Below are 25103 nucleotides of genomic sequence, written 5' to 3'. Positions count from 1 at the left end.
GAATGACTACGACGATCATGGAGGCCGAAGCCCGAGAGGCTCCGGCAAGAATTGCTGAACAGCTACAAACGAATGCGAAAGTGATGGAGCGCCTGGGGGAGCGTTTGCAAGCTCATGCTCCGCGCTTTGTCATGATTGTTGGGCGGGGTTCTTCTGACCATGCTGGTGTTTTTGCCAAGTATCTGATCGAAATAGAAACAGGGACGCCCACCTTTGCTGCGGCGCCTTCAGTTTCCAGTGTGTATGGACGCCGATTGAAATTGGAAGGGGCATTGGTGCTGGTGATCTCTCAGTCGGGGCGCAGTCCGGATATTCTGGCTCAGGCGAAGATGGCCAGGGAGTGCGGCGCCTATACGGTAGCCTTGGTGAATGATGAGCAGGCGCCAATCAAGGATATTGTCGATTTACTGATCCCCTTGAAGGCGGGGCCGGAAAAAGCGGTGGCAGCTACCAAAAGTTACCTGGCCACGCTTTCGGCAATTTTGCAGCTGGTGGCTTGCTGGAGTGGTGACAAGAGGCTGCGCTTGGCCTTGGAAAAACTACCTGAAACTTTAGAATCTGCTGTTCGTGCAGAGATACAATTGAGACCTGAGGATCTGGCTTCGGTGCAGAATCTGGTGGTGCTCGGACGCGGTCCCGGTTATGCCATAACCCGCGAGCTGGCACTGAAATTAAAAGAAGTGTGCAATATCCATGCGGAGTCTTTTTCCAGTGCAGAATTTTTGCATGGGCCGGTTACTCTCGTTGAAGACAAGTTGACCGTGGTAAATGTCCCTATTGAGGATGAGTCATTCAAGGCGCACAGTGAGCAAATCGATGACATAGTGCAAAGAGGGGCAAGCCTGATCAATCTGCATGTGCCGAGTAAAGGAGTACATCCCCGCATCGCCCCCCTTGCTTTACTGCAGCGCTTTTATATCGATGTTGCCCATGTGGCAGTAAACCGCGGTATTAATCCTGATGAGCCGGCAGGCCTAAAAAAGGTCACCCAGACCGTGTAATAATCTGCCAGGAATTTCGGTGTAAATAATATTCAGTGTTAAGGAGAGGTTGTGGCTTTCGCCCTGGTCGCAGAGAAGCTTTTTGATGGTGAACGGATCTTGGAGGACGTGTCACTGATTATCGACGATGATGGTCGCATTGCCTCCGTTGGAAAATCCCCGCAGTCCTCAGCGACATATTTGCAGGGCCTATTGGCGCCGGGGTTGGTGGATGTGCAGGTGAATGGTGGTGGTGGTGTACTGTTTAACCAAGAGCCCAATGTTGCAGGGCTACGTACAATGGGCGAGGCTCATGCCCGGTTCGGCACTACAGCTTTTCTCCCCACGCTGATTACCGACTGTCTCGATATTATGCAGGATGCTGCGAATGCGGTTAGTGCTGCGCTGCATCAGCAAGTACCCGGTGTGATCGGTATCCACTTTGAAGGACCACATCTTAGCGTGCCGAAAAAGGGGACTCATGAGCAGTCATTTATTCGTCCTCTTAGCGATGAGGAGTGGCAAATTTATGCGCGAGAGGATCTGGGTATCAAGGTTGTTACCCTGGCGCCGGAAACAGTGCCCATGGAGGATATCAGTCGACTGTCTTCTATGGGGGTGCGGGTGTGTTTGGGGCATTCTAATGCCGATGGGAAAACCGTGCGTTCGGCATTGCAGGCTGGCGCAGTGGGTTTTACACATTTGTACAATGCCATGTCGCCGTTGCATTCTCGCGAGCCGGGTATGGTGGGATCCGCTCTTGTTAGCGACGAAGCTTGGTGCGGAATTATTGCCGATGGTCATCATGTCAGTGCCGAGGCTATTACTCTGGCGCTCAAGGTTAAGCCGCGTGGAAAGCTGCTTCTTGTGACCGATGCCATGTCCCTGGTGGGGAGTGATGCGTTGAGCTTTCCGTTATTTGATCGGGTGGTAACTAGAGAGGGGGATAAGCTCACTTCCAGTACCGGAGAGTTGGCCGGTTCGCATCTGGATATGATGGGGGCAGTGCGTAATATCAGCGACTGGTGTGGCTTGGATATCTGTGAATCCTTGCGAATGGCAAGCCTCTATCCTTGCCAGTTTCTGGGTTCGCAGGGCGGAAGTATTGCTCCTGGAACCAAAGCGAATTTTATTTTGCTCGACCGTAATTTTAATGTGCAAAAAACCTGGATCGGTGGCCGTCAGGTTTATGGTGAGTAGTGTGCCTGCCTCTCAATCAAGTTTGAGGGTTGTAGGCTTTCTCAACTACCGGACCGCTGGATTCTCGCACGATTAGACTCGGCGTAAAACTGCGGTAATTGCTATCTGACTTTACGCCGTTTAGTTGTTCTTTTTCCTGTCCTCCACGGCATTGAATACGCTCCAATAACAGTTCTGCAGCGCGACGGGCAATATCTTCGTTCGGTTGGTGGGCGGTGGTGAGCTTCGGCCAGGTCTGGCGTGAAAAGGGGCTGTCTTCGAAGCCAGCGATAGAAAGTTGTTGTGGCACCTCAATGTTTAACATGCGCGCGGCAAAAAGTGCTCCTGCAGCCATTTCATCGTTACCGGCAAAGATGGCCGTGGGAGGGGTGACTGAGTGTAATAAGGCGGTCGCCCCGGCTACGCCGGAGTCAAAGGAATATTCGCCCTCTATGACCTGCTCTTCAGTAAAAGGTAAGCCAGCTTTTTGCAGGGCCTTTTTGTAACCCGCTAGGCGGCTGAGGGTGGATAAGTGTTCGGCGCCACCGCCAAGGTAGGCAATTTGTCTGTGTCCCAGCTGCAATAAATGTTGGGTAATTGTGAAAGCGGCGGTTTCGTCATCAATTGCAATGCAGTTTTCCTCTCCCTGGCCGCAACCTTCAGAGGAAATTATCCGTACAAACTCCACATCCAGTGACTTCAAAGTATCGATAACTTCCCGGGTCTCGGAGAAAGGGGGAGTGAGTACCAGTCCGGCAACCCGGCTTTGCTCTATTAGTTTGCGCAACTCTTCATGGATGTTTTCTCTTCGGCCACTGCCAGGATGGATAAGCAGTTCGTAGCCCCGTTCGCGGCAGGCTTCGAGGATGCCGTTTTGCATGTCGATCACATAGTAGGCATTGGGGTTGTCGTAAATAAGGGCAATGGAATAGGAATGGGTACCTGCCAGATTGCGTGCGGCCAGGTTGGGACGGTAGTTTAGGGCTTGTACCGCCTGCATGACCCGCTCGCGGGTGCTGGGGCGCACAGAGGGTTCATTGTTTATGACCCGGGAAACTGTCTTTATTGATACGCCTGCGCGTGCGGCAACGTCGTTAATGGTGACTTTCATCGGCACCGATTCCTCTAGCAAAACCTGCCCTGGGGAGGCCTTAGCCTCAAACTCATCTCATCTTCTTTGTTCGGACCATCCGAAGTAAAAAGGATCACTCGGTACTGACAGTTTGGCAGCAGCTAGTAATCCCGGTTAATGGCGGTAGTGGGCATGAGCAAAATATACTGATCTGACATCTTTTGTAATTTTCTTACATTATTACCTTTTGGTACCAAAAATATATTTCCCGTATATCTTGCTATTGTGGCGTTTAATTCTCTTTATTGGAGGATTTAGCATCGTTTCACTTGGCCTTCCCAGGCTAATGGCTTGGTTCTTATGTCGGCTATAGGTTGGCTCTTGATCTTTTTTGTAGTTTTACTACATAATGAGCTTCATCAAGCTTGCATGGCCTTATTTTGCTAGTGCCATTTGAGGTTTGTGAGCTTTCTACTCCATCTGGAGGGGGGAGGTTTTGATCTCACTGGCCCATTAGTATCCGATGGAGTTAGTGGGCTCCGGTAAAAATTAGGCCTGGTAAGAAAGTGCATTTCTTGAGGTTTGGTAGGGGTATTGATCAAGCCTATTAGTTTTTCCTGAAAAAAAAGTGCACTTTTTTTGCTAGGTGGGTGATGGAGTTCTCCAGCTTGTCCATCGCCTGCCGGGTGATAGGGCTTCGTCCGCACTACAACCCAGTCAGGCGGCGGGATTTTACTTGCCGAAAGGCCCTTTCAGGGATGAAAACTCAATGGTGGCTGTGCCGCCACCGCAATAAGGCATCGATGTCAGCTCAAGCGTGCATCGAGCAGAATTAATACGGAAGAGTCATGGTTCACAGCAAGGTTCAGGCAGTTACCGAGCGGATTATCCAGCGCAGTGAGGAAACCCGCGCTCAGTATTTGGCTCAGGTGGAGAAAGCGCACATTGAAGGGCGTGCCACTACGCACCTGTCCTGTGGCAATCTGGCCCATGCTATTGCAGCCTCTCCAGAAAAGGACAAGCAGCTTATTGTTTCCGGGCGTGGTCCCAATCTGGGGATTGTTACCGCTTATAACGATATGCTCTCAGCGCACCAGCCCTATGGGCTTTATCCGCCACGCTTGAAAGAGGCGGCGGCGCGTCACGGTGCCACTGCGCAAGTAGCCGGTGGGGTACCGGCGATGTGCGATGGGGTGACGCAGGGGCGGCCAGGTATGGAGCTGAGTCTCTTTTCCCGCGATGTAATTGCCATGTCCACAGCCATCGCCCTTTCCCACGATGTCTTTGAAGGCGCTATGTTCCTCGGCATCTGCGACAAGATAGTGCCGGGACTGGTAATCGGTGCCCTCGCTTTTGGACATCTACCCTCAATTTTTGTACCGGCGGGCCCAATGCCTACTGGGCTTTCTAATGCGGAAAAAGTACGAGTTCGCCAGCTCTATGCCGAGGGCAAGGTTGGTCGTGCCGAATTGTTGGAGGCGGAGAGCGCTTCTTACCACAGTGCTGGCACCTGTACTTTTTACGGCACCGCTAACAGCAACCAGATGTTGGTGGAAATTATGGGCCTGCAGTTGCCAGGCAGTTCATTTGTAAATCCTGGCACTGGCCTGCGCGATGCACTTAATGAAGCGGCGGTGGCACAGTTAGCAAAAATTACTGAGCCCAGCCAACACACACCCATCGCGAAAATCCTCACTGAAAAAACATTTGTTAACGGTATTGTGGGACTGCTCGCCACAGGTGGTTCCACCAACCATACGCTGCATTTAATAGCGATGGCGCGAGCTGCCGGTATCCAAATCACCTGGCAGGATATGGCCGACCTCTCTGAAGTGGTGCCTCTGTTGTGCCATGTCTACCCGAACGGTACAGCCGATATCAATCACTTTGCGGCAGCTGGCGGTATGCAATTCCTGATGAGTGAGTTGCTTGAGGCTGGTCTGTTACATGGTGATGTATGCACGGTGTTGGGTGATAGTGGTCTTGAGTCCTATTGCCAAGACCCCTTCCTCAACGAGTCTGGTGATGGTGTAGTTTGGCGGCCAACGGCGAAAGAGAGCGGAGACACTACAGTGATTCGCCCTGTTAGCGATCCTTTCTCCCATCACGGCGGCTTGCAGCTACTGGAGGGCAACCTCGGCCGTAGTGTGATCAAAGTTTCCGCGATTAAACCAGAGCATCTCAAGGTGAAAGCGCCGGCGATTGTGCTGCATAACCAGGATGAATTGCTAGAGCGTTTCAAAGCTGGCGAGCTGGAACGGGATTTTGTTGCGGTAGTGCGTTTTCAGGGACCACAAGCAAACGGTATGCCTGAACTGCATAAGCTGACTCCAACCCTGGGTGTACTGCAAGATCGAGGCTTCAAAGTGGCCCTGGTCACCGATGGGCGGATGTCCGGTGCTTCCGGCAAGGTGCCGGCGGCTATTCATATGTCTCCTGAGGCCGTCGAAGGCGGCCCCATTGCCAAGGTGCGCGATGGTGACATAGTGGAGCTAGATGCCGAAGCTGGCGTGTTGCGGGTCTTGGTGGATGAAACGGAATTACATGCGCGCGAACTCGCTCAGTGCGATTTATCTGATAGCGCCCGCGGTATGGGCCGGGAACTCTTTGCCAATATGCGCGCTATCGCCAGTGGTGCCGAGAGTGGTGCCAGTATCCTTTATTAATATGTGTCGCTCAAAAGAAACGGCGCAGTAGAAAACGATTTCAGAGCAAAGTTTATGTCTAACCCATTTGATATGGTGTTATTTGGTGGTGGTGGTGATCTTGCCCTGCGCAAGTTGATTCCAGCACTGTATCGCGCTTACCGAGAGGGCAGCTTAGCAGAGGGCTGCCGAATTCTTCCTGTTTGTCGCCACCAGCAAGACGCCGATCAATATCTAAATGTGGCACTTCAGGCCCTACAGCAGCATTTGCGCGATGGTGAATATTGCAATTCCATCTGGACTGGTTTTAGCCAGTTATTACGCCCTGTGGCCCTGGATATTTCTGTACCGGATCAACAGTGGACGCACTTATCGGACATCCTCGAATCAGATCCCGAGCGAGTACGAATTTTTTATTTGGCTATTCCCCCTGGTGTTTTTGGCCCCTGCTGTGAAAACCTTTCATCCAAAGGCTTAATTAGTAAAAATTCCCGGGTGGTGGTAGAAAAACCTCTCGGTTATAACGCGCAGACTTCCGACGAAATCAATAGCAAAATTGCGAGTTACTTTCCGGAAAATAGTATTTTCCGCATCGATCATTACCTGGGTAAGGAAACCGTTCAAAACTTGCTGGCCTTGCGTTTTAGTAATGTATTGTTCGAGCACCTTTGGGATGCAAAAACTATTGACCATATACAGATTAGTATTTCTGAAACTGTCGGCCTTGAAGGCCGCGCGGGTTTTTATGATGAAACCGGTGCGCTGCGGGATATGGTGCAAAATCATCTTTTACAACTTTTGTGCCTGATCGCTATGGATTCTCCGAATTCCATGACCGCGAAAAATGTTCGAGCGGAAAAAATCAAGGTATTGGAGGCGTTGCGCCCACTAAAGGGCGGCCTGGTAGATAAAAACGTTGTGCGTGGCCAGTATGTTGCTGGAGAAATTAATGGTCAAAAGGTGCCGGGGTATCTGGATGATCTGGAAGGTGGCGCTAGTGCCACGGAAACCTTTGTCGCTTTGCGTGCATATATCGATAGCTGGCGTTGGGCGGGAGTACCTTTTTACCTGCGTACAGGCAAGCGTATGGAAAAACGCTGTGCGGAAATTGTGGTGCAGTACAAAAAAGTTTCCCACCTAGTCTATGACGAGAGTGCCGGCAATGTAGTCCCCAACCGTTTGGTTATCCGCTTACAGCCGGAAGAGAGCATCCGGCTGATTTTGATGGCCAAGAAAATGGATAGCCTGACCACTGAGCTACAGCCGGCGGAATTGAACTTAACGCTTTCAGACACTTATGACAGCTTCCGCAGTGATGCCTATAAGCGGTTGATGCTCGATGCCGCTGCCAATAACTCGGCCCTGTTTATTCACCGCGATGAAGTGGCGGCAGCCTGGGCCTGGGTGGACCCTATTATTGAACACTGGCGTGAAACCGAAAATCAGCCCAAGCCCTATCCTGCTGGTAGCTGGGGACCAGAAGAAGCTAACGAACTACTAGCGCGGGATGGTCGCCAATGGTTTAACGCCTACTAATGATTTTGTGGATTACCTATTTTTAAGGTAATCCATAACGATGAATGGAAGTATTCATGGCAGAAGAGAAATTCTTTACCGATCGCGAACGCCTGATACAGGCACTGGCCTACGACTGTGCCTGCGAACTGCAGCAAGGCATTAAAGAGTCTGGTCAAGCCACTTTTCTTGTCTCGGGAGGCAGTACTCCGGAACCGGTTTATCGCGAACTTTCCAAGCGTCCACTGCCCTGGGCGCAGATTACGGCGGCGTTGGTGGATGAACGCTGGGTAGAAAAATCCCACAGTGGCAGCAATCAGACATTTATTGAAAACAGCCTGCTGCAAAATAATGCCGCCGAGGCCACTTTGCTGGGCATGAAAAACACCCATAGTAGTGCTGTAGAGGGTGAAGCTGATTGTGAGCGCGCCTATGACGAGCTACCGCGCCCCTTTGATGTGTGCATTCTGGGAATGGGTAACGACGGCCACACCGCTTCTTTATTTCCCCATGCACAAGGGCTTGCCGAAGCACTAAATCCAGATTCGGACAAATTGTGTAGCGCCATTACCGCGCAACAGAGTGCCGTAACCGGTACCAATACCGAACGTATGACGCTGACCCTAAATGCCATTTTACAGGCAAAAAATATCAAGCTACTGATTACCGGTGAGGAAAAACTCAAGGTTTATCGTGAAGCCCTGCTCGGTAGTGATGAAATGGAAATGCCGGTGCGCAGTATTCTCAAGCAGGGACTGAAGCCGGTCACTGTGTATTGGGCGCCTTAACGAACGATTTGGAATTGATTGATGCAGAAAAATATCGCCGACATTTTGCAGTCTGCTGGCGTTGTCCCAGTGTTGGTTATCGAGCGGGCTGAAGATGCGTTGCCCCTGGCTGAGGCCTTGCTCGAAGGTGGCTTGAATGTTCTTGAGGTGACCCTGCGTACAGAAGCGGCCTTGGCTGCAGTAGAGCAAATTGCCAAACACCTACCCGAGGCTGATGTGGGTACCGGCACAGTGCTAAATGGCGATGATCTGCGCCGCTCTGTCGATGCAGGAGCGCGCTTTATGGTAAGCCCTGGTGCAACAGAAAAACTATTGGCATCTGCGGATGAAAGTGATGTGCCTCTATTACCCGGTGCCGCAAGCGCCTCCGAAGTGATGGGCCTGTATGAGCGGGGTTACCGTTATCAGAAATTTTTCCCTGCTGAGGCCGCCGGCGGTGTGGCCATGCTGAAGTCCCTTGCCGGTCCATTAGCGGAAGTAAAATTTTGCCCAACGGGTGGTGTGAGCCCCAACAACGCGGCGGATTACCTGGCACTTAACAACGTGGTTTGTGTGGGAGGTTCCTGGATGGCCTCAAGTGCCCTGGTACAGGAGAAAAATTGGGCCGAGATTACCCGTCTTTCGCAACAGGCTGCAGCACTGGAATCTTAATCTGTTAATTGCCTGTGTCGTTCCCGAATTGTTCGGGTAGTACTTTAGTGACTGATGCAAGTGCGCTACACCATCAGGCAAATCGTCATAAAAGTTCGCTAGAGTGCATTCATAAATGGATGCAATAGGGGATAACCAGAAGCTAAAAAAAAGGTAAAGCCAGATGAAAATTAAAGTCGCCATCAATGGTTACGGCCGTATCGGTCGCAACGTCACCCGTGCCATCTACGAGTCCGGTTACCGCGATCGTATCCAGTTGGTTGCGATTAATGACTTGGCTCCGGTTGCCTCCAATGCGCATTTGACGCGTTTTGATACTATTCACGGCCGCTTTGCCACCGAAGTAAAAGTGGACGGCAATGCGTTGATTATCGGCTCTGATAGAGTTCAGGTCTATCAGGAGCGCGATCCGGCTAAACTGCCTTGGGGAAAGCTGGGGGTGGATCTGGTATTGGAATGTACCGGCCGCTTTACTGACAAGGCTTCTGCTTCTGCCCATATCGAAGCTGGTGCTGCAGCGGTGCTGATTTCCGCTCCTTCAAAAGATGCAGATCTCACCGTGGTTTACGGCGTGAATAATAGTAACCTGACCTCGGAGCATCGCGTAGTTTCCAATGCTTCCTGCACCACCAATTGCCTAGCACCGGTGGCACAGGCGCTGCACCGTACGCTGGGAATTGAGCGGGGCTTTATGACCACGGTGCATGCCTATACCAACGACCAAAACACTCAGGATGCGGTACATGCGGATATTTATCGGGCACGTGCTGCGGCCGACAATATGATTCCCACCAAGACTGGGGCGGCGGCGGCCGTGGGTCTGGTATTACCGGAATTAAAGGGACGCTTGGATGGAATGGCGGTTCGGGTGCCGGTAAGTAACGTCTCTCTGGTGGACTGTCAGTTTATTGCGAGCCGCGATACTACGGTTGAAGAGGTAAACCGTATTATGCAGAGCGCCGCAGAAGCCAGTGGTGGTGTTTTGAGCTATTGCGACCAGCCTTTGGTTTCTGTGGATTTTAATCACACCACCGCTTCCAGCCACTTCGATGCCAATCACACGCGGGTGAATGGAAATCTGGTGAAGGTGATGGCCTGGTATGACAATGAATGGGGCTTCTCCCACCGTATGTTGGATACCAGCTTGGCCATGGCAGCAGCTTTACAGTTGGATCTGCCGGTGGCGGAATCTGCCTGAGTATATTCTTATGATAGGTTGCCCCTAAATTAGAAAACCCTTGTGGGAAAGCCTGTGAATTCGTCTTGTACTCTAGTGGGCCGGCTAAATTTACTTTTGCAGTGCTAGCCGGTCGTAGAGATTTTCTTTTAAACAAATATCTAACGGGACCATATGATTCGCCATACAAAAATCGTCGCCACTCTGGGACCCGGTACCGATAAGCCGCGTGTGATCGATGAAATGATTCGTGCCGGCGTGAATGTTGTGCGTTTAAATTTCTCCCATGGTAGTGTCGATGACCATCGCCGTCGGGTGCGGGAAGTGCGAGATGCTGCTGAGGCCCAGGGGAAAACTGTCGCAGTACTGGGCGACTTACAGGGCCCCAAAATTCGAATTGCCCGTTTTACAGCCGGCAGCGTGGCGCTTGAGAACAATGATGAGTTCACACTGGATCTCGACTGCCCTCCGGAAGGGGGCGATGAGCATCGTGTGGGGGTCGACTACCCCAGTCTGATCAGCGATTGCCATTCCGGTAATATTCTCCTACTCGACGATGGCAAGATTCGCCTGGAGGTGACGGGCACAACTGCCAGCAAACTGTATTGCCGTGTGCTACAGGGCGGTAAACTCTCCAATAACAAGGGCATTAACCTGCTTGGCGGTGGCTTGTCCGCGCCAGCTTTAACTGAAAAAGATTACCGCGATATTGAACTGGCTGCCGAGTTGGAAGTGGATTTCCTCGCAGTGAGTTTCCCCCGCTGTGCCGAGGACCTGGAGACCGCGCGCAAGGCTATGCAGGCTGCTGGTAGCCAGGCCGCTATTGTGGCCAAGATTGAGCGCGCCGAAGCCGTTGCCGACGATACACAGATGGATGCCCTGATACTTGCTTCTGATGCGATTATGGTGGCACGTGGCGACCTAGGAGTAGAGATTGGCGATCCCGCTCTGGTGGGTGTGCAAAAGAAACTGATCAACCGTGCCAATGCGCTTAATCGTGGCGTAATCACCGCGACGCAAATGATGGAGTCCATGATTACCAGCCCAACGCCTACCCGCGCGGAAGTGATGGACGTGGCTAATGCTGTGCTGGATGGTACCGATGCGGTGATGCTTTCTGCAGAGACCGCTGCAGGAGATTACCCGGTCTCTGCAGTGGAATCCATGAGTGAGGTGATTGTGGGGGCAGAGCAGTATCTCGGCAGTGTGCCTTACTCGCCAGAGGAACATGGTGCTTCGGATCGTATTGATACCGTGATCGCCCAGGCCGCTATTGATGTGGCTGCCCGAGTGGAGAATCTCTGCGCAGTGGCTGCGTTGACAGAGTCTGGCCGAACCCCGCGTATGATGTCCCGCGCCAATACCCGCCTGCCGATTTACGCTATGACAAGGCACCCCAATGTTGCACGTCAGCTGGTACTCTTGCGCGGAGTAGAGCCCATCAGTTACGACCCAACCACGGTGCCTCTGGGGCACCTTACCGAGTCAATTATCGAAGTGCTGGGCGCGCGCATAGACCTGCAAAAAGGCCAGCGGGTATTGATCACCCAAGGTGAGCGCCTCAATGTCGGTGGTCATACCAACTCGATGCGTATTAAAGAAATCGAATAAATCTTTATGGTGTAAGTCATTACTAACGATTTGGGAGTTGAAATTAGTAATGGCTTTCACCTGAAAAGAAAGATTGTCGATAAACTTTTCATTTCTCCATTCTCAGCTGCTCACTTTTTCACCCAGCTCTAAATTCTTTTCAATCTTTTCTCCTCTCCTGGTTTGTGATGTTGTTCACGTTGCGCCTGATCCTTGAGTGGTTCTATAGATCCAACTAGTAGCTACTAGTTAAAGCAGTGAAGAGGGATGGCAGCACAAATAACTTTTTTAATGAGTTATTGCCGGTTAAATTCGAATTTGATTTTTCTTTTAGATCTTTGCAGTAAATTATCTGTTGCTAGGATGATTGCCTTTATATTTATTACGCTTAATTCAAAATATTTTCAGTAATTTATTTGTCTGCAGCGCTACACTCGTTGTCGTACTCGTGTAATGCCGTTTATCTATCCCCCTCGACCTAGTTACGGTAATCTTCCCAGATAGACCGTAATTATGGGTACTCCTTGCCGCTAGTCTTGCTTTCAGCTCTTCGTTCGTCCAGAAAGTTAGAATTTTGGTAAGTGGATTTTGACTACCTTCAGAGCCATAAAAGTTTGGTATTTAAGATTTCACAAATTACGGTTACCCTAAATCTATAAAATTTATAGGGGTATTTGGCTGTTTGTGAGGCTCTTTCCCATGGTGAAAGAGCGATCAATCTAAATGAGTTGCTCAGTTTTTGATCACTCTAAGAGTTTCTCGTTTTAGCAGTCACTAAATAAATCAGAGTATTTTTCTGCTCTGAGCGAGATGGTAAGAAGCTGCTTTGCTACGGGCTGCTGTGATTAAAGGATTATCCATGAAGCGATTATTTATCGAGAACAAAGAAGGCGTGAGGTATCTGGTTCGTGTTGGGTTTGCTTATCAGATGAGCGTACCCATGAGCGTAGATGCGAATCTTTTGCTTTCAATGTTTGATGATAAGGTTATTCAGGATATACATCGTGAGTTTTTTGGTCCAGATGGCTTTTCCTGCAATACACTTAGTATCAGTATTCAGTCCAGCAATACTGGTACAGTTTTTCTAGGACCGCTAAGCGAAGCGCCAGCCTACTTATCAAGCAGAGCCCGAGATATATACATAGCTTTAATTCAAAACCGCTTAATCATTGAAGAGGATATCAATGATTTGTGGGAGATTGAGCAAGAACGATTGAGGTTGATTTCTGAGCTGCGTGCCGAATTTCAGAAAATTATTGCCTCTGAAGAAGCCCATAAAGCAGAGATTGAATCTCTTTTACAATCGCGGCTTCGGATCTTGGGGCAGAGGCAGTTCACAGATACTAGCGATTTACAAGGCAAGGTGCTGAGTGTCGTTGAGGGGGTCGCTAGAGAGTATGCTTCTGACTGGATCTATAAAGCAGTTGCTGCTGAGCTTGCCAAAAATGGATTTGTAGATGCTGCGAATGATGTCACTGAGTATGCTGAAGGCGCATGGGATACAACGGTTGATACAGCAAAGTGGGTATGGAATTCTCCAGATGAGGCCTTAAAGCTAGGTGTAAATATTGTTGAAATGGCTGCCTCCTGGCAAACAGTATGGCATCAATTACCTGGTTACCTAGGGCAAACAGCTGCGGCTAATTTATTTTTGCGAGGGGAGCAAAAAGCTGCGGCTTTAAAGTATCTCGACACCAATTTAAATCAGGCGTTTAAGGAAACGGCTGATGTTCTTGGGTACGATATTCGGCATGTTGCAAAAGAGGTTACGGAAGAAGCGTTCCAAATTGCTGAAGCAATCTACGATGATCAGAGAATGCGGGCAGAGATTTCAAGGTTTCTTCAAGCCTATGTACGAGCCCAACATCCTTTAGAAATAGCTGAATGGGCAGGTGGCAAACTATTTGAGTTTATAGTAGCTGTTGTAATTGCCTTCCTAACAGGGGGGACAGCCGCAGCTGTGGCTGCTGTAAATCAACCTGCATTGATGCTTGCCAATGGCTACAAAAAAATTGGGCATATTTTTAAGCGTATTTCAGACTTACTTAAAAAACAAAGTCTACGTAAGCTGAGGCGCCCCTCTGGAGCTAAAGGGGCTAAGTTCTCTGACTTAAGCTCCTCCGAAGCTGCGACACCGCCATCGTCCAATGGCCCCTCGTCTAGCAGTTCTTCCTCTAATAGTTCGAGTAAAGGTAGTCAAAGTAACCAGAGCAGTAGTTCGGGTTCCAGCACAAATAATGGGGGCCAAACTGGAGGTAGTTCAGCCTCCAACCAGCCCGATAAAACCAGTAGTGAAACAGGTAACAACCAAAACAAAAAAACTAGTCAATCCAACTCTAATGCGGTTGAGGGTGGCGATCCAATTAACCTAAAAACCGGTGAGGAACGCCTCACCCTGGTGGATACGGTTCTGGATGGCCCTCTGCCACTCACTGTAGCGCGCACCTACCGCAGCAGTAACCCCAAAGACTTCGGCATGGGACACGGCTGGACCCATACCCTAGGTGAAAAACTGCTATGGCGCCCCGGTAAAGCGGTGCAGCTCCACGATGCCGAGGGCCGAGTGATTAACCTGCCGGCACCGGGAGATAGCGGTCGCAGCCACAACGTGGTGGAGCAGTTAACCCTTACTCGCGTTAATGATGAACATTGGATAGTTACCCCCTATGGTGCCCCCAATGGAGTGCAGAGGCACTTTAAAGCTATCGGGGATAAGGGGACTCTTAAGCTTGCAGAAATTCGCGATGGTTACGGCAACTTCTACCTGTTCCACTATATCGATGAGCGTTTAATCTGCATCGAGAGCAGTCTCGGTGAAGCCCTGCATATCAGTCCTCCGGAAGGGCAGGCAAAAAGTTTACATATTGGTGAACTGAAAAAAGAAACCCGCGATGGTCGTATTAAAGTTCTCGCAAAATATGAGTACAACAATGAAGGCGACCTGATCAAGGCCACCGACGCTGATGGCCACAGTGAGCAGTATCAGTATCACCAGCATGTTATTAAGCAGCGTACCCTAAAAACCGGCTACCGCTTCCACTTCGAATGGGATGCCGAAGGTCCCTCCGCCCGCTGTGTTCGTCAGTGGGGTGACCCTATCGATGGGCAGGACACTTACAATTATCAGTTTGCCTGGGATGATGATGGTAAGGGGGTTAGCGTCACGGATACCCGCGGCGGTAAAGAGCGTTACCGTTTCAATGAGCGCGCCCTGCCCATTTATCACTGCGATCCGGAAGGTGCAGAGACCCTTTACAGTTACAACGACCTGGGCCAGATCACTAAGGTACAGCTGCCAAGCGACGATGGCAGCCTGCGTGAAGAGATTTATCAATACGACGATCAGGGACGTCTGGTACAAAAAACCGATGCCGCCGGCAATAAGCACCGCATTGAATACAATAGGGAAGGCCTGCCCGCAAAAGTTATTGATCCTGCTGGGAATAAGTGGCAACGCGAGTACAACAAAAAAGGTCAGATCGCTGCCACCAAAGATCCTCTCGGCAACAGTACCCAGTATGGCTATAACCCCGTTGGTCTGATCGGCAGTGTTACCGACCCACTGGGAAATACCACTCGCTACTTGTGGAATCCTGAAGGTAAACTCGCCGCAGTCAAAGATCCCATGGGCCGCGCCCAGCACTACCGCTACGACAGCGCTCGTCGCCTGGAAGAAGTACAACACGCCCCTGGCCAGGTCACTCGCTACGAATACGATGCCCAGGATCGCATCCATGCGGTAATCACCCCAGATGGTGCTCGCATCCAATACAGCTACAACCCTCAGGGGTTACTGGCCGAAGTTACCGACTCCGAAGGTCGCAGTACCTGCTACGCCTACGACGGCCTTAGCCAGGTTAAGGCCCGTACTAATCCGGATGGTAGCCGCCTGCAATACCACTACGACGGCGAGCGCAATTTAGTTGGTCTCACCAACGAAAATGGTGAACACTACCAGCTTAAATACGATCTCAACGAACGATTAATTGAAGAAGTCGGTTTCGATGGCCGCGTGACCCGCTACGCCTACAACCGCGCCGGCCACCTGATTAGCTCCAGAGCAGTGACGGATACGGATTCAGGTAAGGGCATCGACACCATCTTCGAGCGTGACCCCTTCGGTCGTTTGTTAGAAGAGGTGAGCCCGGATGGAATTACTAACTTCCGCTACAACCGCAGTGGGCAATTAATTGAGGCGGAAAATACCCACTGTAAATTGCGCTGGGAGTACGATGCTAATGGGCGTGTTGTTGCCGATTGGCAGGGCAAAGACAAACTTAGCCACCAATACGATGCCGTCGGTAATCGTATTGCCACAACATTACCCGATGGTGAAGTACTGAACTTCGCCTTCAATCCCGCCGGCCAATTCCAAAGCCTACACCGCTGCCCAGTAGGTGGCGACATCGATCAGCTGATCACCAGCATCAGCCACGATGAACAGGGCAGGGAAAGCCAGCGCCAACACGGCAATGGGCTGGAAAGCCAGAGAGATTACGATCCTCAGGGCCGCCTGCAAAAACTGCGCCTGGGCAAGGCAAATGGCCCGGTATCAGATCCAACTCAGTCAAACTCCATCCTGGAGCGTAGCTACCAATACAATAAAGCCGGCCAGATTGCCCAAATTGAGGACAGCCTGCGCGGAAACCGCAGCTACCACTACGACGCCCTCGACCGGCTCACTCAGGTAGACGGCCCCAACCCCGAATATTTTGTGCACGATCCCGCGCACAATATTCTTGCCGCCGCCAACTCGAAAGACGAAGCCAAACAACAGGCTAGCGTCACCCAGGTCAAAGGCAACCGTTTAGCCCTCCGTGGTGATACCCACTACCGCTACGATATCCATGGCAACCGTATTGCTGAGCTACGCGGTAAAGGACAAAAACTGCAAACCCGCTACCACTACAACAGTCGCCAGCAGTTGGTGAGGGTAGAAAAGCTCAAGGTAGAAGAGGGGGCAGAGCAGCTTCAACAAGAGATTCACTACCAATATGACCCCCTGGGGCGCCGTATTGGTAAAGCTTCTAGCGATGAGCAAACAGGCTTTCTTTGGGATGGCGACGTACTCCTGCGGGAAAATAAAACTGATACCCAAACCAAGCAGGATATCAATACCCGTACCTACTACTTCGAGCCGGGCACTTTCAAACCTGTTGGGTTAAAAGAAGATAATCAGGTTTATCACTATCATCTGGATCATCTAGGAACTCCAGATACCCTTACCAACCAAGACGGTGAAGTGGTATGGAGTGTTGCTTATAAGTGCTACGGTAATATTGCTTTAGCACATGAAAATCAGATAGAGCAACCGATACGTTTTCAAGGCCAGTACTTTGATGAAGAAACCGGGCTACATTACAACCGGTTTAGGTACTATGATCCGCAGATTGGGGAGTTTACTCAGCAGGACCCGATTGGACTTTTAGGTGGTGTAAATAACTACCAGTATGTGCCTAATCCGGTTAAATGGATTGATCCGTTTGGTCTTTCAGCAAAACCCGGCGACTGTAATAAAAATGGACCTATCAAAGTTGATCCACTATTAGAAAAGCACTTACAGGCTTTACCTGAGGGATCGTATGAAATTATTGAACAAGTAGACCGCCCAGGACAGGGTTTTACTGGCGATAAAGCTGTTAAGATTAAACTTTTAGATACAGTGGAAGGTCACCGCTTTTCGGGAGGAGGTTCAAACCCAGCGGGTCCATATGTAGCAATAGGTGATATGCCTTCTTCTAGGTATGAGACTAGACAATTACTTGCTCTTAAGAGTTTTGGTAGGGGAGCATATAACGATATGACACATTATACTTCTGTAACTATGGAGAAGGGGACAACTCTTTATATTGGTGAGGTTGCCCCTCAGGTTTCAAAAGCAGGCACAAAGTATAGGGGGGGAGGCACCCAGGTGTTTGCGGAATTTTGGCAGCCAGAAAACGCTGGAAAAATTTCGTTCTCAACTCCAAAGAAAATGCCAAGAAAGAAAATTAGTACGAAGAAATAGATACTTATGGCTAAGGTAAAGTTTAAGGAAGTTTCTCCCGCTGATAGCTCGGAATTATTATTTTTCGACGATAAAGGGAATGAATACAGCCTTTTTACTGACTCAAGGGTGAGAGATGTGGTGGGTGTAAACCCAGATTTCTGGGATAAGTTCTACTTTTGCAAATCAATAGTCGTTGACTATGTTCTGGAGGGACGTTCGAGAAAAATTACTAAGGTGATATCTTATAAATAGCTTGTCGTTATTTCTAGGAAAAGATCGAGGCGCCTCAACAGTTTTGTCTTGGGGCGAGGGAGGGCGACAAGTCGTTCTTAAGTTTCCAGCAATTGCTCGAGCTATTTATTCGGCGATATCTAAAAAGGTATACGTAAGTGAGTATATCAGGTCGCTAATCCATGTTTATTCAAAGAGTGGTGAGTTGCTGGATAACTTTAATATTCCAAAAAAATGGCTACCAGTTTAGGGGGTTGAATAAAAACAAAAAATCCAGCACAGGAGTTTTGTTGCTTTATTTCCCTGTTGAAGCTGGGGTTGGAAATCAACGGGAGGATTTTGAACAATTTGAGCTATTAGTTGCTTGCCCATATTTAGGTGGTTTTATTGACATATATCACTAAAGAAATAGTTTCTGGTGGTTTTGCCGTACACTGTGTAATATTTTTTTTGCTAAATAGAATAAATGGGGTCAGAGTAAACTATTGTCGTTTACTTAACCTTTAACCAGGCTTCTGATCACTGGCTACGAATACGATGCCCAGGATCGCATCTATGCGATAATTACTCCAGATAGTGCCCGCACACAATACATTTACAACCCCCAGGGGTTACTGGCCGAAGTTAGCAACTCCGAAGGTCGCAGTACCAGCTACGCCTACGACGGCCTCAGCCAGGTTAAGACGCGCACCAACCCAGACGGCAGCCGCCTTGAATATCACTACGACGGCGAACGCAACTTAGTTGGCCTCACTAACGAGAGTGGAGAGCGCTACCAGCTTAAATACGATCTCAACGAACGATTAATTGAAGAGATCGGCTTCGATAGCCGCGTGACCCGCTATGCCTACAACCGCGCCGGCCACCTGATCAGTTCCAGAGCCGTTACCGACACTGATACTGGTAAGGGTATCGACACCATCTTCAAGCGTGACCCCTTCGGTCGTTTGTTAGAAGAATTGACCCCGGATGGAATTACCAACTTCCGCTACAACCGCAGTGAGCAATTAGTTGAGGCGGAAAATACCCACCGCAAACTGCGCTGGGAGTACGATGCCAATGGGCGTATTGTTGCCGATTGGCAGGGCAAAGACAAACTGAGCCACCAATACGATGCCGTCGGTAATCGTATTGCCACAACATTACCCGATGGTGAAGTACTGGACTTCGCCTTCAACCCCGCCGGCCACTGGGCAGCGAAACCGATCATCTGATCACCAGCATCAGTCACGATGAACAGGGCAGGGAAAGCCAGCGTCAGCTCGGCAATGGGCTGGAAAGCCAGAGAGACTACGATCCTCAGGGCCGTCTTTAAAAAACTGCGCCTGGGCAAGGCCAATGGTCCGGTATCAGATCCGACTCAGTCAGACTCCATCCTGAAGCGTAGCTAGCAATACAACAAAGCAGGCCAGATCGCCAAAAGAGAAGACAACCTGCATGAGAACCTGCAATTGTAACTACTGCGCCCTAGAGTGCCCCTCACGGAGGGCCTTGGTTTCAAGCAAAACTGTAATACCTATTGTGGCTTCGATTGCACAGGTCAGGATAAATTCGTATCAGCCCGTGCCTTCGTAATACCGCTGTAATGTAGAGGATAAAGTAAATTGCATTACTATCGAACTTAATGAGATCTGTCAGTATGGATATGATTTCAATGAATGCTTGACCGCAAAAGTCAACTCTAGTGGATTCGATGCCTATCATATCCACAATTGATCTGATCGCTTAATAAATTAAGTTCATTGATGGATGTAGATGCTGCTGGCAGGAGTAATGATTCTTCCATCAAGGGCGATCTTTTCTATCAATCATCTAAATAAATTACTTTGATTGGCACTTATATTTTTATATGCATTAGTACCGTGCCAGTCATCTAATTTTGGTGGGTTTTAAAAATGTAATAAGTACCTTGTGTTTTCCAAGTGTCTTAGAATTGCAGAATACTTTCTGATGGGTTTGCTGGTTAAAGCTAATTCAATTATACAGAAGTACATGCCATTACATATAATATATTTTTATTGATTTATTAAGTTTTAAATTGTTTAATTTTAGTATTAAAAAACTGCATAGAGTTGACCATGAGCAATAGAGTTAAAATGTCAAAGCCATCTTCCCGGCCAAAGATCCATAAGGAAGGGGTTTCAGAAAAGTTGATCGGGCGTTTTGATAAAGATTTACTAGGTTTCAGTAGGCATCATATTGTTGATATACAAGGAATGGGCGAGTTTTTCGATATTGGGCGCATGATAATCAAAAATCCAGCTTTTGATGGATCTAAAGTTGATTCTTTGCAGCGCAGTGTGGCCTCAGGAGGACCACTAAGCAATGCAGCTAGATCTGCCCCAATTGGATTATCAACCCAGCAGTCATTGAGGGATTGCTTTATGTGGTCGCCTATTAATTTATTTAGCGGTCCAAGTGCTAAGTTTAGAAGTGATGATCCTGAAAGTGGCTATGAGCAGGTTAGGCCACTAAGTATGTCAAAAGTTCGGTGGGAAGTTTTAACGGATATTCAGGCTTTTTTGGATCTATTTCCAAGAAGGCAAGGGCGAATTGATGGTGATATATTGAACTCTCAATTGGTAATTCAATATATGGAGTTATTGGATAAGTTGGTAGGCTTAACAAAGACAGGTGAAGGTAGGATTCATATCTTTAATTATTCTGACTGGAAGCTGACAGGGACAAGGCGGGAAAATAGCTTTGGTTATCGATTAAAGAAGTCACTTTACTAGTGCTTGGTTGATGAGTACAACTTTCCGATGCTATGAAGGTTTTGCTGTAGTCTAAATTAGATAAAAAATAATTTCCCAGGTTTTGGGTAGATTATAGGTCTGCTGATTAAGTTCCCAAGTGAAAATGGTTGGTTGGTGTGTGGATGTTTATCGTTTATATAGCATTCACGCAGGAACTAGGTGCCCATCTAGGAATATGGTCCCTACGGTCGGTTACATATGGTAATTGCTTCAGGTTTTTCCTGAATCTTATGCACCTGTACCCTTAGAGGCACCAGCTAATGTTAAGGGTTCCAAAGACAATGGAGCGATTTTATCTACGAAGATCTCTGTCAATTCAAGGGTCTAAAAAAATCCTTGCTCGTATCGAGCAGCTTAATTTGGTTTTCTGAGATTGTTGGTCCCACTATGAATAATCTTGCCTAGTCTGTAAATACACAGCTACTTAATCTAATATAAATCTAAATAAACCAAGCGCATATAAGATAGCTAGCTATTCCATACGTAGCTAATAGGCTAATGCTCATAAAAAGACCTCGCAAGCCAGTTTTTCCTGCCAGATAGGCGATTGAATGACCTAGCCTGCCCATAGCAAAACCTATAATCCAGATAGAGGTGATTATTAATGGCGGAGAAATTAATAGAAAAGGAATCGCGAGCACAGTGAAGATACAAGTGTTTTCAGTTAGGTTTCTGTGTGCATTATGATTTCGCTTAAGCTCACTAATTGCTAATTCAGATGTTACTTCCCTGTTATTGCCGCTTTCTTGCCATTCCTCTGGTGTGGAGTACATTTTAAATTTCACTCTAGTGATCTCCGTCGATGTCATTAGCAGGCTGTGGTTTCCTGTCAATATCAGAGCCGAAATAATTATTATGTGTAAGTGTGATACAGAAGGCAGGCTGACTTTGGTCGATCCTATATCCGCAAGGGGTAAGTTAATAAAGGTTGAAATAATGAATAAGGCAAATGGATAGATGGTAACTAATTTTATTGCTTTTCTTTGCTTTTGATCGAGTTCCATTCTTTATTTCTCCTAGATTATTAATCTCTGTTGTTATCAGATTGATTGGCTTGTATCGAGTGCGTCAGGGGGCTTAGGTCATGTTTGAAATTTCTGTAAGGGAGGGAAGTTATAGTAGCTAACAACTATTTTTTAAAAAGAATTTTTGGATATTGACTCGTCGTAAGGCAATGTTTTTAAGGTGTGAAAAGCATTTTTTAATATTTTTTCACCAGAAATGATTACCTGTGAAGCTATTTTTCCTGTCTTTATTGTGTTTCTGGTGTGGAGCCTTCATTTGAAGTATTCCTTGAATTTAATTCTTTTTATGCCATTTGGTTGAACTTGCCGCCTCATTAAAGAAACCAATGTCATTATTACTATTTTGAGAGTTGGTACTATTGACAGTAGTTGTCTTCAGCATGGAAGGTGGGCGGGCTGTCTGGGGTTATCAATTTAATAAAATAATTAAGGTTCAGGTTATGAGAAAAGCTAATCTTTCAACTTCAATAAAAACTGCATTATCTTTGTGTTTGCTAATATCACCTGCTATCAGTTTTGCTGAAAGTGATTCTTTACTTGAGCGTGCTAATGACAACGCTAAATTTAAACGTTGCGGCACTAATCACCCCTCTATTCAGGAGGCTGCTTTGAAAGAGCAGCATTTTACTGCGCTGCGCGGACAGTCTCGTAGTATAAGCAGTGGAACTCATACGCTACGTCCAGCGGGTTCTGTAACTATTGATGTATATTTCCATGTTATTACTGATAACGCCAATAATGGGTCGCTACCCAGCAATGTAATTAATGCGCAAATGGCAGTACTTAATGATGCTTATGCGAGTACACCATTTACCTTTAATCTGGTTTCAACTTCAGTAACGGCTAATAATTCTTGGTATAACGTTGGATATGGTTCCTCCGCAGAGCGCGCTATGAAAAGTTCATTGCGTGTTGGTGATGCGGGAGACCTGAATATCTATGTGGCTGATATCGGCGGTGGTCTACTTGGGTGGGCAACTTTCCCAAGCAGCTATTCTTCAGATCCGCTGGATGACGGGGTAGTTATTTTAACCGGTTCTGTGCCTGGTGGCGATGCAGCACCTTACAACGAGGGCGATACTCTTACTCATGAGGTTGGCCACTGGTTAGGTTTGTATCATACCTTCCAGGGCGGCTGTGGTGGAAATGGTGATTATGTTTCCGATACTCCTGCCGAGAGGTCGCCGGCTTATGGGTGTCCAGTAGGTAGGGATTCCTGTACTAGGGGGCGGAACGCAGCCGGTCTTGATCCGATTACAAACTTTATGGATTACACAGACGATAGCTGTATGTACGAATTCACAGAGGGGCAGGCTACTCGCGCAGATGAGCAAAGCAGTACCTACCGCGGTCTATAATAATTTTTTGGGGGGATTACTCCCCCCAATACACTGATAATTATGAAAAGTATCCGATTTTTTATCCTATTTACTCTGATATCTATAAATACGGCTAACGTAACTGCCCAGAGGCTCGCTGTGCCAGGCTATGTGGCTTGTAATAGGAACCAGCTGACTTCCTGGCAGGGAGAGGTGACAAAATTAGTGCGGACAGGAAACAGTATTAAAGTATGGATTTCCACTGATTACGACACCAAAGAATCATTAGAATTGACGATGCCTAGCTGGAAAGCACTTCTCGGTCAGTTCCGTTTACAAGGGAAAGCGTTTCTGGAGAGTGACTGGGGAAAGGTTACTGATTCGCAAGCAGAACTTAGGCCTGGGATTCGAGCAGTAATTTGGTTGTGCGAGAATAAGGCCTATCCCACTGTGATCAATTGGCAGCCTCGGCCAGAGTAGGTGCCTGTATTCTTACTTTATGTGTAATCAAGATTTAACTAAATTTTTAGTGCCCCCCTAATTAAGTCAAAGAAATCTTCTCTGATGGTTGGTGATTTTTAAATTAAAGGTTACAAGTCGTGGAAAAGTAACCCCTCAATAAGTTTCGGAAGCCTGCTCCTATATTGAGAGGCGTTTGTTGGGGGGATTATTTAAGAGGATTCTATTGCTGGAGTTCTCATCAATTAATTGATTTCTTTCTTCGTGCAGAATTTTCTGCATTTATATTTGCGCTAAGATCTACATCTACCTTGTAAATGTATTCTCGATATGGGTTGCTGGAGCTAACTGAGTAGTCCTCAAGTTCAACCCCTTGCTTGAATATAAAAATGAACATGTGGCTATTACTATCTGTATACTTCCTTCTGAGAAAAAAGAAGGATGTGAGCATCGCTTGGGCTAAAACACTATGTTGAGGTCGTTAGATAGACTCCAGTTTTAGCAGGCTGCCCTTGGTGTTTCCTGCTGGGAGTTCCTTTTATAAATTTATCTGTAATTTTTTAAAAGACTCATTTTTTTGGTATTCCCTGATCTAGAAATCCAGAATCGACACCGAACCAAAAGCTTCCATCTTTATTGTCAAAATACATATATCGAATGTTGCCTCCGCTGGGTACAGTCGTTTGACTGACAAACTTTTGTGCTTCTGTATCAAAAGCAAAGATGATGTTAGGAATATCACCGGTGTCTGCTACCCATAGCCGGCCTTTGTTATCCATTGCGGTTCCGTAAGGGCGTGGATTTTCAGTGGGGAGCTTCCATTCTTTGAATTCTTTTGTACTGGGCTTATATCTGCCAAGATAGCCCTCTGGATAGTCCACATACCAGATATTGTTAGATGTATCGATTTCCAGCCTGCGAGGCCGAGCGCTTGGTCGGGGAATTGAGATTTCGTTTACCACCATGGTTTTAGGGTCTACCCAAGCTAGTTTATTCGTGCCAAATAGAGCAACCCAGGGGCGATCTTGTGAGTCTACCTTGATTCCATAAGGGCGTGCGTTGGCAGTTTGTGGTGTAGCTACTTTCACCTCTCCATTATTTACATCCAAAATACCTATGCGATTGCTCTGTTGGGCTGTAAACCAAATATTGCCCTCACGGTTGAATACCAGTGTATGTGGATCATTTACACCTTTAGGCATTGGGTATTGAGTGATTTTACCGGTCTCTGCATCCATACGCCCAATATGAGCATTGCGGTTGCCCGCATACCAAACCATGCTCTGCTTATCTACTATCAAGTTGTGAGGGTGGGTTCCTTCAAGGACCTCAAATTTTTTAAACGTCTGATCAGACGGAGAAAATCGACCGATGTAGTTGCCGGCCTGCCCACAGAACCAAACTTGCTGCCTGTTATCCACATGGGGGTCTCTGGGCAGTCCCTGCCAGGGGACCTTCCATTCGTTTAATTTGAGTCCGTCTGGCAGTTTATTTTCTTGTGCCGCAGTATTTAATGGCGTCGATAAGAAATATATGACGCAGATAGTGAGTTTTAGTGACAGCGCAGGAAGTTTTGGGGAGATGTTCATTTGCCAATTCCAGTGATTAAGCCGTCAAGGAGAATTTATACGTATATGCCGTAGTATGGGAAAATGGGTGATCTGAGTCCTGGTCAAAGCATAGGTGATAATTGATGCATATTGAAAATGGTTTACAGGGTCAATGTT

The 25103-nt window shown here is 47.9% G+C and carries 17 protein-coding genes; 13 read left to right on the top strand and 4 right to left on the bottom strand.

What is annotated here, in order from left to right; all coding sequences use genetic code 11:
• Positions 1-2 precede the first annotated feature (2 nt).
• Both nagB-II and nagA read left to right on the top strand, forming a co-directional pair.
• Complete coding sequence (nagB-II, locus tag ACJJH9_RS14965) at positions 3-1001, top strand: glucosamine-6-phosphate deaminase NagB-II (RefSeq protein WP_444887009.1); 999 nt, start codon at positions 3-5, stop codon at positions 999-1001.
• A 51-nt stretch (positions 1002-1052) separates the two neighbouring features.
• On the top strand, positions 1053-2180 hold the full coding sequence (gene nagA / locus ACJJH9_RS14960) for an N-acetylglucosamine-6-phosphate deacetylase (RefSeq protein ID WP_444923246.1): 1128 nt from the start codon (positions 1053-1055) through the stop codon (positions 2178-2180).
• 16 nt (positions 2181-2196) lie between these two features.
• Here the strand turns inward: nagA and ACJJH9_RS14955 are convergent, their stop codons facing one another.
• Positions 2197-3270, bottom strand: a complete 1074-nt coding sequence (locus ACJJH9_RS14955; RefSeq protein ID WP_444923245.1) for a LacI family DNA-binding transcriptional regulator — start codon at positions 3268-3270, stop codon at positions 2197-2199.
• An 809-nt stretch (positions 3271-4079) separates the two neighbouring features.
• On the opposite strand from ACJJH9_RS14955, the gene edd reads away from it, so the two are divergent.
• The 10 genes from edd to ACJJH9_RS14905 all read left to right on the top strand — a co-directional run bounded on the left by edd (position 4080) and on the right by ACJJH9_RS14905 (position 20552).
• Positions 4080-5897, top strand: a complete 1818-nt coding sequence (gene edd, locus ACJJH9_RS14950; RefSeq protein WP_444923244.1) for a phosphogluconate dehydratase — start codon at positions 4080-4082, stop codon at positions 5895-5897.
• Between the two features lie 54 nt (positions 5898-5951).
• Positions 5952-7412: a glucose-6-phosphate dehydrogenase gene (zwf, locus tag ACJJH9_RS14945; protein WP_444887006.1), complete on the top strand. Its 1461-nt coding sequence runs from the start codon at positions 5952-5954 to the stop codon at positions 7410-7412.
• A gap of 56 nt (positions 7413-7468) precedes the next feature.
• Complete coding sequence (gene pgl / locus ACJJH9_RS14940; protein ID WP_444923243.1) at positions 7469-8179, top strand: 6-phosphogluconolactonase; 711 nt, start codon at positions 7469-7471, stop codon at positions 8177-8179.
• Positions 8180-8200: 21 nt separating this feature from the next.
• Entirely contained in the window at positions 8201-8830 is a 630-nt protein-coding gene (locus ACJJH9_RS14935) for a bifunctional 4-hydroxy-2-oxoglutarate aldolase/2-dehydro-3-deoxy-phosphogluconate aldolase (RefSeq protein WP_444923242.1), read from the top strand.
• Positions 8831-8993: 163 nt separating this feature from the next.
• Positions 8994-10028, top strand: coding sequence for a type I glyceraldehyde-3-phosphate dehydrogenase (gene gap / locus ACJJH9_RS14930; protein WP_444910318.1), 1035 nt, complete (start codon positions 8994-8996; stop codon positions 10026-10028).
• 153 nt (positions 10029-10181) lie between these two features.
• Positions 10182-11618, top strand: coding sequence for a pyruvate kinase (gene pyk, locus ACJJH9_RS14925; protein ID WP_444910317.1), 1437 nt, complete (start codon positions 10182-10184; stop codon positions 11616-11618).
• Between the two features lie 838 nt (positions 11619-12456).
• Positions 12457-17604 (top strand): RHS repeat-associated core domain-containing protein, encoded by a 5148-nt coding sequence (locus tag ACJJH9_RS14920; RefSeq protein WP_444923241.1) that lies wholly within the window; start codon positions 12457-12459, stop codon positions 17602-17604.
• 395 nt (positions 17605-17999) lie between these two features.
• Positions 18000-18221, top strand: coding sequence for a hypothetical protein (locus ACJJH9_RS14915; RefSeq protein WP_444923240.1), 222 nt, complete (start codon positions 18000-18002; stop codon positions 18219-18221).
• Between the two features lie 111 nt (positions 18222-18332).
• Positions 18333-19031 (top strand): hypothetical protein, encoded by a 699-nt coding sequence (locus tag ACJJH9_RS21200; protein WP_507021898.1) that lies wholly within the window; start codon positions 18333-18335, stop codon positions 19029-19031.
• Positions 19032-19895: 864 nt separating this feature from the next.
• The gene (locus ACJJH9_RS14905) at positions 19896-20552 is read left to right on the top strand and encodes a hypothetical protein (protein ID WP_444923238.1); all 657 of its coding nucleotides are present in this window, start codon (positions 19896-19898) and stop codon (positions 20550-20552) included.
• 461 nt (positions 20553-21013) lie between these two features.
• On the opposite strand, the gene ACJJH9_RS14900 is transcribed toward ACJJH9_RS14905, so the two are convergent.
• A complete protein-coding gene (locus ACJJH9_RS14900) occupies positions 21014-21577 on the bottom strand; it encodes an MAPEG family protein (protein WP_444923237.1) in 564 nt (187 codons plus the stop codon).
• Between the two features lie 454 nt (positions 21578-22031).
• Positions 22032-22178 (bottom strand): hypothetical protein, encoded by a 147-nt coding sequence (locus ACJJH9_RS14895; protein ID WP_444923236.1) that lies wholly within the window; start codon positions 22176-22178, stop codon positions 22032-22034.
• Positions 22179-22206: 28 nt separating this feature from the next.
• Here ACJJH9_RS14895 and ACJJH9_RS14890 point away from each other — a divergent pair, with 28 nt between their 5' ends.
• Positions 22207-22956 (top strand): zinc metalloprotease, encoded by a 750-nt coding sequence (locus tag ACJJH9_RS14890; protein WP_252083044.1) that lies wholly within the window; start codon positions 22207-22209, stop codon positions 22954-22956.
• Positions 22957-23945: 989 nt separating this feature from the next.
• On the opposite strand, the gene ACJJH9_RS14885 is transcribed toward ACJJH9_RS14890, so the two are convergent.
• A complete protein-coding gene (locus tag ACJJH9_RS14885) occupies positions 23946-24965 on the bottom strand; it encodes a Vgb family protein (RefSeq protein WP_444923235.1) in 1020 nt (339 codons plus the stop codon).
• Positions 24966-25103: the final 138 nt, after the last annotated feature.

The sequence above is a fragment of the Microbulbifer mixtoriginis (SeqCode) genome, assembly GCF_052466715.1.
Note: the sequence above shows the minus strand (reverse complement) of the source record. Positions and strands in the feature narration are given on the sequence as shown.